At 72.7% G+C, this 7,630-nt stretch carries 11 protein-coding genes; 10 read left to right on the plus strand and 1 reads right to left on the minus strand.

Features of this window, described 5'->3' with window-relative positions; genetic code table 11:
- The 9 genes from UW392_RS54900 to UW392_RS54940 all read left to right on the plus strand — a co-directional run.
- Positions 1–330: pantoate--beta-alanine ligase (locus tag UW392_RS54900; protein ID WP_320782990.1), on the plus strand; the 330-nt coding region annotated here is incomplete at its 5' end.
- Complete coding sequence (locus UW392_RS54905) at positions 327–2,090, plus strand: L-aspartate oxidase (RefSeq protein WP_320782991.1); 1,764 nt, start codon at positions 327–329, stop codon at positions 2,088–2,090. The genes UW392_RS54900 and UW392_RS54905, both read left to right, overlap by 4 nt.
- Positions 2,091–2,094: 4 nt before the next feature.
- A complete protein-coding gene (gene nadC, locus UW392_RS54910; protein ID WP_320782992.1) occupies positions 2,095–3,066 on the plus strand; it encodes a carboxylating nicotinate-nucleotide diphosphorylase in 972 nt (323 codons plus the stop codon).
- Positions 3,067–3,077: 11 nt separating this feature from the next.
- A complete protein-coding gene (locus tag UW392_RS54915; RefSeq protein WP_320782993.1) occupies positions 3,078–3,875 on the plus strand; it encodes a type III pantothenate kinase in 798 nt (265 codons plus the stop codon).
- A gap of 133 nt (positions 3,876–4,008) precedes the next feature.
- A complete protein-coding gene (locus tag UW392_RS54920) occupies positions 4,009–4,632 on the plus strand; it encodes a hypothetical protein (RefSeq protein WP_320782994.1) in 624 nt (207 codons plus the stop codon).
- Positions 4,633–4,658: 26 nt separating this feature from the next.
- Positions 4,659–4,841 (plus strand): hypothetical protein, encoded by a 183-nt coding sequence (locus UW392_RS54925; RefSeq protein WP_320782995.1) that lies wholly within the window; start codon positions 4,659–4,661, stop codon positions 4,839–4,841.
- A gap of 114 nt (positions 4,842–4,955) precedes the next feature.
- Positions 4,956–5,414: a BlaI/MecI/CopY family transcriptional regulator gene (locus UW392_RS54930; protein ID WP_414497573.1), complete on the plus strand. Its 459-nt coding sequence runs from the start codon at positions 4,956–4,958 to the stop codon at positions 5,412–5,414.
- A 9-nt stretch (positions 5,415–5,423) separates the two neighbouring features.
- The gene (locus UW392_RS54935; RefSeq protein WP_320782996.1) at positions 5,424–5,957 is read left to right on the plus strand and encodes an amino-acid N-acetyltransferase; all 534 of its coding nucleotides are present in this window, start codon (positions 5,424–5,426) and stop codon (positions 5,955–5,957) included.
- Positions 5,958–6,158: 201 nt separating this feature from the next.
- A complete protein-coding gene (locus UW392_RS54940) occupies positions 6,159–6,494 on the plus strand; it encodes an Lsr2 family protein (protein WP_320782997.1) in 336 nt (111 codons plus the stop codon).
- Here UW392_RS54940 and UW392_RS54945 read toward each other — a convergent pair.
- Positions 6,473–7,090, minus strand: coding sequence for an SCO3374 family protein (locus UW392_RS54945; protein WP_320782998.1), 618 nt, complete (start codon positions 7,088–7,090; stop codon positions 6,473–6,475). The genes UW392_RS54940 and UW392_RS54945 overlap by 22 nt on opposite strands.
- Before the next feature lie 430 nt (positions 7,091–7,520).
- On the opposite strand from UW392_RS54945, the gene UW392_RS67195 reads away from it, so the two are divergent.
- On the plus strand, positions 7,521–7,630 hold a 110-nt coding region (locus UW392_RS67195; protein WP_146074793.1), incomplete at its 3' end, for a Clp protease N-terminal domain-containing protein.

Raw genomic sequence — 7,630 nt, forward strand, 5'->3', positions numbered from 1 at the left:
CGGGAGGTGCCCGCCACCGAGGCGCGCGCCGAGGCGCTCAGCGCGCTCGGCGAGTCCCGCGCGGCGGCCGACGCGCACGCCGTCGCGCAGGCCACCCCCGACACCCAGGGCGGCCCGGCGGCCGTCCGCGCGGCGGCCCGCCTGGTCCTGGACGACGCGGCCCGCGCCACTCCGCCGCTCGCTCTGGACTACCTGGCCCTGGTCGACCCCGCCGACTTCTCCGAGGTCGGGGAGGACTTCACCGGCGAGGCGGTCCTCGCCGTCGCCGCCCGGGTCGGCACCACCCGGCTCATCGACAACCTGCCCCTCACCTTCGGAGCCGCCTCGTGAACCCCACAGGCATACGACTGCACGCTCCAGCGCCCGGCTGGGCGCTCACCGCCGACGTGGTCGTCGTCGGCTCCGGCGTAGCCGGACTCACCGCCGCGCTGCGCTGCGAGGCGGCCGGCCTCGCCACGGTCGTGGTCACCAAGGCCCGCCTCGACGACGGCTCCACCCGCTGGGCGCAGGGCGGCATCGCCGCGGCGCTCGGCGAGGGCGACACCCCCGAGCAGCACCTGGACGACACGCTGGTGGCGGGCGCCGGGCTCTGCGACGCCGACGCGGTACGGCTCCTGGTCACCGAGGGACCCGACGCCGTACGCCGCCTCATCGGCACCGGCGCGCGGTTCGACGCGTCGGCCGAGGGCGGCCTCGAACTGACCCGGGAGGGCGGCCACCACCGCCGCCGCATAGCCCACGCCGGGGGCGACGCCACGGGCGCGGAGATCTCCAGGGCTCTGGTGGAGGCGGTACGCGCGCGTGCGGACGTGCGCGGCGCGACCGGCGCCTCCCGCCGCCCCGGCATCCGCCTCGTCGAGAACGCCCTCGTCCTCGACCTCCTCACCGACGCCGAGGGCCGCACCGCCGGGGTCACCCTGCACGTCATGGGCGAGGGCCAGCACGACGGCGTGGGGGCCGTGCACGCGCCCGCCGTCGTCCTCGCCACCGGCGGCATGGGGCAGGTCTTCTCGGCGACCACCAACCCGGCCGTCTCCACCGGCGACGGCGTCGCCCTCGCGCTGCGCGCCGGGGCCGAGGTCAGCGACCTGGAGTTCGTCCAGTTCCACCCGACGGTGCTTTTCCTCGGCGCCGACGCGGAGGGCCAGCAGCCGCTGGTCTCGGAGGCGGTCAGGGGCGAGGGCGCCCACCTCGTGGACGCCGACGGCACCCGTTTCATGGTGGGCCAGCACGAACTGGCCGAACTCGCGCCCCGGGACATCGTCGCCAAGGGCATCATGCGGCGGATGCGCGAGCGGAACGCCGAGCACATGTACCTCGACGCCCGGCACTTCGGCGCCGGGATGTGGGCGCGGCGCTTCCCGACCATCCTCGCCGCCTGCCGCGCCCACGGCATCGACCCGGTCACCGAGCCGGTCCCGGTGGCACCGGCCGCCCACTACGCCTCCGGCGGCGTCCGCACCGACGACCGGGGCCGCACCACCGTGCCGGGCCTGTACGCGTGCGGCGAGGTCGCCTGCACGGGCGTGCACGGCGCGAACCGGCTGGCCTCCAACTCCCTCCTCGAAGGGCTGGTCTACGCCGAGCGCATCGCCGCCGACGTCGCGGCCGGCCACACCGACGGCACGCTCCACGCGCGCGTGCCCGCACCGGTTCCGTACCCGGAGCGCCCCGCGTACCCGCTGCTCCCGCCGGAGGCGCGTCTCGCCGTCCAGCGGATCATGACCGACGGCGCCGGCGTGCTGCGCTCCGCCGCCTCCCTCACCCGTGCGGCGGAGCGCCTGGAGGGCCTGCACGCGGACGCCCGCGAGGCGCTGCGCGAACACGGCAAGACCGCCGAGCCCGGCGTGGACGCCTGGGAGGCGACCAACCTGCTGTGCGTGGCCCGCGTCCTGGTCGCCGCCGCCGCGCGGCGCGAGGAGACCCGCGGCTGCCACTGGCGCGAGGACCGCCCGGAGCGCGACGACACCGGCTGGCGCCGCCACCTCGTGGTGACCCTGAACCCGGACCGCTCCCTCGCCGTGCACACCACACAGACCGCAGAATTTCCCCCGACGGACAGCCGACGCACCAGCCCCCAGGAGCAGTGACGAAGTGACCAGCCACGACCTTCCCCTCGCCGACGGCCAAGGCTGCGGCGACGGCTGCGCCTGCGGAGCCGACGAGGAGTACCTGGAGTGCGGGCTCGACCCCGCGCTCGCCCAGCTCCTGCTCGACGCCGGTCTCGACCCCGTCGAGGTCGAGGACGTCGCGAACGTCGCCGTCCAGGAGGACCTCGCGCACGGCGTGGACGTGACGACCGTCGCGACGATCCCCGAGGAGGCGGTCGCCACCGCCGACTTCACCGCCCGCGAGGCGGGTGTCGTCGCGGGCCTCAGGGTCGCCGAGGCGGTGCTCTCCGTGGTCTGCACCGACGAGTTCGAGGTCGAGCGGCACGTCGAGGACGGCGACCGCGTGAAGGCCGGCCAGGTGCTGCTCTCGGTCACCTCCCGCACCCGCGACCTCCTCACCGCCGAGCGCAGCGCGCTGAACATCCTGTGCCGCCTGTCCGGCATCGCGACCGCCACGCGCGCGTGGGCCGACGCCCTGGACGGCACCAAGGCCGAGGTGCGCGACACCCGCAAGACCACGCCCGGACTGCGCTCCCTGGAGAAGTACGCCGTGCGCTGCGGCGGCGGCGTCAACCACCGCATGTCCCTCTCGGACGCGGCGCTGGTCAAGGACAACCACGTGGTCGCCGCGGGCGGCGTCGCGGCGGCCTTCCGGGCGGTCCGCGAGCGCTTTCCCGACGTTCCCATCGAGGTCGAGGTCGACACCCTGCACCAGCTCCGCGAGGTCCTGGACGCCGGCGCCGACCTGATCCTCCTGGACAACTTCACGCCCGGCGAGTGCGAGGAGGCCGTCGCCCTGGTCGACGGCCGCGCGGCCCTGGAGGCGTCGGGCCGCCTGACCCTCGGCAACGCCGGGGAGTACGCCGCGACGGGCGTCGACTACCTCGCCGTGGGAGCGCTCACCCACAGCAGCCCGATCCTCGACATCGGCCTCGACCTGCGGGCCGCGGAGTAGGTGCGCGAGCGATGCTGCTGACGATCGACGTAGGCAACACCCATACCGTCCTCGGTCTCTTCGACGGCGAGGACATCGTGGAGCACTGGCGGATCTCCACGGACGCCCGCCGCACCGCCGACGAGCTGGCCGTCCTCCTCCAGGGCCTGATGGGCACCCATCCGCTGCTCGGGGAGGAGCTGGGCGACGGCATCGACGGGATCGCCATCTGCGCGACCGTCCCGTCCGTCCTGCACGAACTGCGCGAGGTCACCCGCCGCTACTACGGCGACGTCCCCGCCGTCCTGGTCGAGCCGGGCGTGAAGACCGGCGTGCCCATCCTCATGGACAACCCCAAGGAGGTCGGCGCGGACCGCATCATCAACGCGGTCGCCGCCGTCGATCTCTACGGCGGTCCGGCGATCGTCGTCGACTTCGGTACGGCGACGACGTTCGACGCGGTCAGCGCGCGCGGCGAGTACGTCGGCGGGGTCATCGCCCCCGGCATCGAGATCTCCGTCGAGGCGCTCGGCGTCAAGGGTGCCCAGCTCCGCAAGATCGAGCTGGCCCGGCCGCGCAGCGTGATCGGCAAGAACACGGTGGAGGCGATGCAGGCGGGCATCGTCTACGGCTTCGCCGGCCAGGTCGACGGCGTCGTCGGCCGCATGGCCCGCGAGCTGGCCGACGACCCCGACGACGTGACGGTCATCGCGACCGGCGGACTCGCGCCGATGGTCCTCGGGGAGGCCTCGGCCATCGACGAGCACGAACCGTGGCTGACCCTGATCGGCCTGCGTCTGGTGTACGAGCGGAACGTGTCCCGGCTCTGACGACCTTCCGGCGGGGAGGCGCACGGCCGAGAAAGCCGCAGGGTCGGGGGGAGCGCACGGCCACCCGGGTGGACCCGTGCGCCACACCTCCCCGTCATGTCAGGTTTGTCTGATTAGCGCGTATCGTCGCCGCATGCCCACGCCCTACGGATCCCGCGGCGGCCTGGCGTTCGGTGCGGAGGAGCTGCGTGTGCTCCGCCGCGCCCTCGCCCTGGCCCTCCTTTCCCGTCCGGTCTCGGCCGAGGACGTCCAGGACGTCCAGGACTGTCTCCGGCTCGCCGATTCGCTCGACGAGGCGACGCGGGAGAGCGCCCGGCTGCGCGCCTTCCTGGTGGCCGACCTCGCCCGGTACCGCGCCGCCCTGCCCGGCACCGCCGCCGGGTACCTCGCGCTCCTCGACGAGACGCTCGACGCCGGCCACCGCCCCACCCGGGACGACCTCGCCGCGCTGCGGGCCCTGAGCGGCAACCCCGCCGCCGCCGCCCTGCTGCGGCGCTGCCGGGCGCAGGCCGCACCGGAACTCCGTACGGTCCCCGCCGCCCGCACCCGGCTCACGGCCCTGCCCGGCGGCCTCCCCGGCGGACCCGTCGCCGCGGGAGGGGAACCGGCCCGCCGGCCCGACCGGAGGCCCGACCGCCGTCCGGCCGCGCCGCAGCCCGAACCGAAGCGCCCCATCCCGACCCCGGGCGAGGTCTTCCCCCGGCGCAGGCCCACGCCGCCGCCCGGCGCCCCGGGGCAGCACCTGGCGGCGGGCTGAGCCGGTCCGGTGGCTACCCTGGAGCCATGGACTACGTCTCCGCGCTCGTTCCGCCGGTCGTCATGGCCGTGCTCTTCATCGCCGTGATCCGGGTGATCGTGAAGACCCAGGGCGGTGCCAACAAGGCCAAGGAGGACGCGGCCGTCGACGCCGCCCTCGCGCAGGCCGAGGCCACCCGCCAGCCCTCCGCGCCGCGCACCGAGAGCTGACCGGCGCGGCCCGGGACCGCCGGGCCGCCCCGACATCCACGCCATTCATCCCATTTGCCGGTTAACCGCACGTCCAGCATGTCCTGACGCAGATCAGCCACTATTGTGCTGAACGTGCCTCGCCCATTGGGAGAACTCGAAGACTCGGTCATGACGCGGGTGTGGAAGTGGAACCGCCCGGTGACCGTTCGAGAAGTCCTCGAAGATCTCCGGCAGGAACGCTCGATCGCCTACACCACGGTGATGACCGTTCTGGACAATCTCCATCAGAAGGGCTGGGTCCGCCGCGAGGCCGAAGGCCGGGCCTATCGATATGAGGCGGTCTCCACCCGCGCCGCCTACGCCGCCGCCCTGATGAACGACGCGTGGTCCCAGAGTGACAACCCGGCCGCCGCCCTCATCGCCTTCTTCGGCATGATGAGCGAGGAACAGCGGCAGGCGCTGAGAGATGCCATCCGCATCGCCCAGGGACCCGAAGCCCCGAAGTCGCCGAACGGCGAGAACGGCGAGAACGGCGAGAGAGGCGAGAACGGGGCGAACCCCGACTCCGCACCCGGGCCGGAGGAGCGATAGCGTCCGCTCATGTCAGCAGCGCGCCCCGAAGTCACCGCAAAAGCCATCACCGTACGGCGGGCCCGTACCAGCGATGTCCCGGCCGTTCGCGACCTCCTCGACGCGTACGTGCGGGGCCGCATCCTGCTCGACAAAGCGACGGTCACGCTTTACGAGGACATCCAGGAGTTCTGGGTCGCGGAGCGGGACGACAACGCCGAGGTGGTCGGCTGCGGTGCCCTGCACGTGATGTGGGAAGACCTCGCGGAAGTGCGGACTCTCGCCGTGAAGCCCGGTCTGAAGGGCGCGGGCGTCGGCCATCAGTTGCTGGAGAAGTTGGTGGAGACCGCGCGCTGGCTCGGCGTTCGCCGTGTTTTCTGTCTGACCTTCGAAGTCGACTTCTTCGCCAAGCACGGCTTCGTGGAGATCGGTGAGACACCGGTCGACACCGACGTCTACGCGGAGCTGCTCCGTTCCTATGACGAGGGCGTCGCGGAGTTCCTCGGTCTCGAACGAGTGAAACCGAACACCCTGGGCAACAGCCGGATGCTTCTGCATCTGTGATCGACAACCGCCATGCCCTATGTCCGAAACGCGCATATTCCGGGGGCGGTGCGAGGCTACCCGTCTCCTTCGGGGGTTTGTGTTTTTCCGGCAAAAGCGGTTTGCTTTCCGACGTACTGCAGTACTGCATATAACAAGGGGCGGCGATACGGCGGATGCCGACGGACCCCGGCCCTCACGTTATCGATGAAAGGAAATCCGGTGGCACAGAAGGTTCAGGTCCTTCTTGTCGATGACCTCGACGGCGGCGAGGCGGACGAGACCGTGACGTTCGCGCTGGACGGCAAGACGTACGAGATCGATCTCACGACCGCCAATGCGGACAAGCTCCGTGGCCTTCTTGAGCCTTACGTGAAGGGCGGCCGGCGTACCGGTGGCCGTTCCTCCGGCGGCCGCGGCAAGGCGCGCGCCTCTTCGGGCGGCAGCCAGGACACCGCCGCCATCCGCGCCTGGGCCAAGGAGAACGGCTACGACGTCAACGACCGCGGCCGCGTCCCGGCGACCATCCGCGAGGCCTACGAGAAGGCCAACGGCTGATCACCGCGTACGACCGCCCGTCCGGCCGCGCGCCGCAGCCGGAGGCGGTGGACTTGCGTCGCCACCGTGGCGACCAGCCGTACGAGATCGGCACCGCCGCCCGGGGCCGACAGCGCGGGGAGCGACGCTTCCACCGCACGCCCCGGCTCGGGGGGCCGCAGCCACACGGCGGCCCCCTGACGAGCGCGCCCCGGCCCCGGCGCCGGGCGCAGCGGCGCCTCGACGGTGCCGCCCGCGCCGTACGCCGCGAGATCCAGCGGCAGCGCGCCCCACTCCAGCCACTCGAGGAGCCCTGGCAGCTCCTCCGCGCCGCCCGCCGCGACCAGCAGCAGCGTCCGCTCGCCCCGCAGGGCCACCGGAGCGTGCTCGCCGAGCCGCCGCAGGGCCGCCGTACCCGCTTGAGCGGGGACGTCCAGGACGTCGAAACGGATGCCGGTGCGCAGCCTCGGCGGTGTTCCCGGGACCGTCTCCCAGCCCAGCTCGCTCTCGTACCACCGCCGCAGCCGGTCCGCGCCGGACCGGGAGGCTTCCGGCGGGCGACCGTGGACCCCGGGCGGGCGACGGGGAGCGGGGAGCGCGGGGAGGGCCTCGGCCATGCCAGGAGCAACCGCCCTCGGAGCGTGCGGGTTACGCTGGGTGTTCGGGTGAGTGCTTAAAGTGTCAAAACTGGGGGCGCTCGGGCGCGCGGGGAGGCGCAAGGTTGTTCGCCCGTAGCGGAGGGAAACGGTGCGCGCGGCATGGACTGTCAGTCCGAGCGGGTAAGACATCCCTAGTGGGAGGGGGCGACACGCAGAAAAGGCCGTCCCGCGTTCGCCATCGGCGTACTGGCGAGTGGGGTAAGTGCCTGGCCTGCGGGAACATCGTCTCGCACCATCGGGTTGGAGCAGATGTCGGCGTTGCGGGTCAGGAGGCCATCGACGGTGTCGGCAGTTGGAATGAGCGGTCCCCGCTTGCGGGACTAAGCTGCGGAAGGACAGGGAGGGGAAGTTCCCCTTACTGCCTGACCGCTCTGAGGAGCGATTAACGATGTTCGAGAGGTTCACCGACCGCGCGCGGCGGGTTGTCGTCCTGGCTCAGGAAGAAGCCCGGATGCTCAACCACAACTACATCGGCACCGAGCACATCCTCCTGGGCCT

Source organism: Streptomyces sp. CRN 30 (assembly GCF_034105845.1).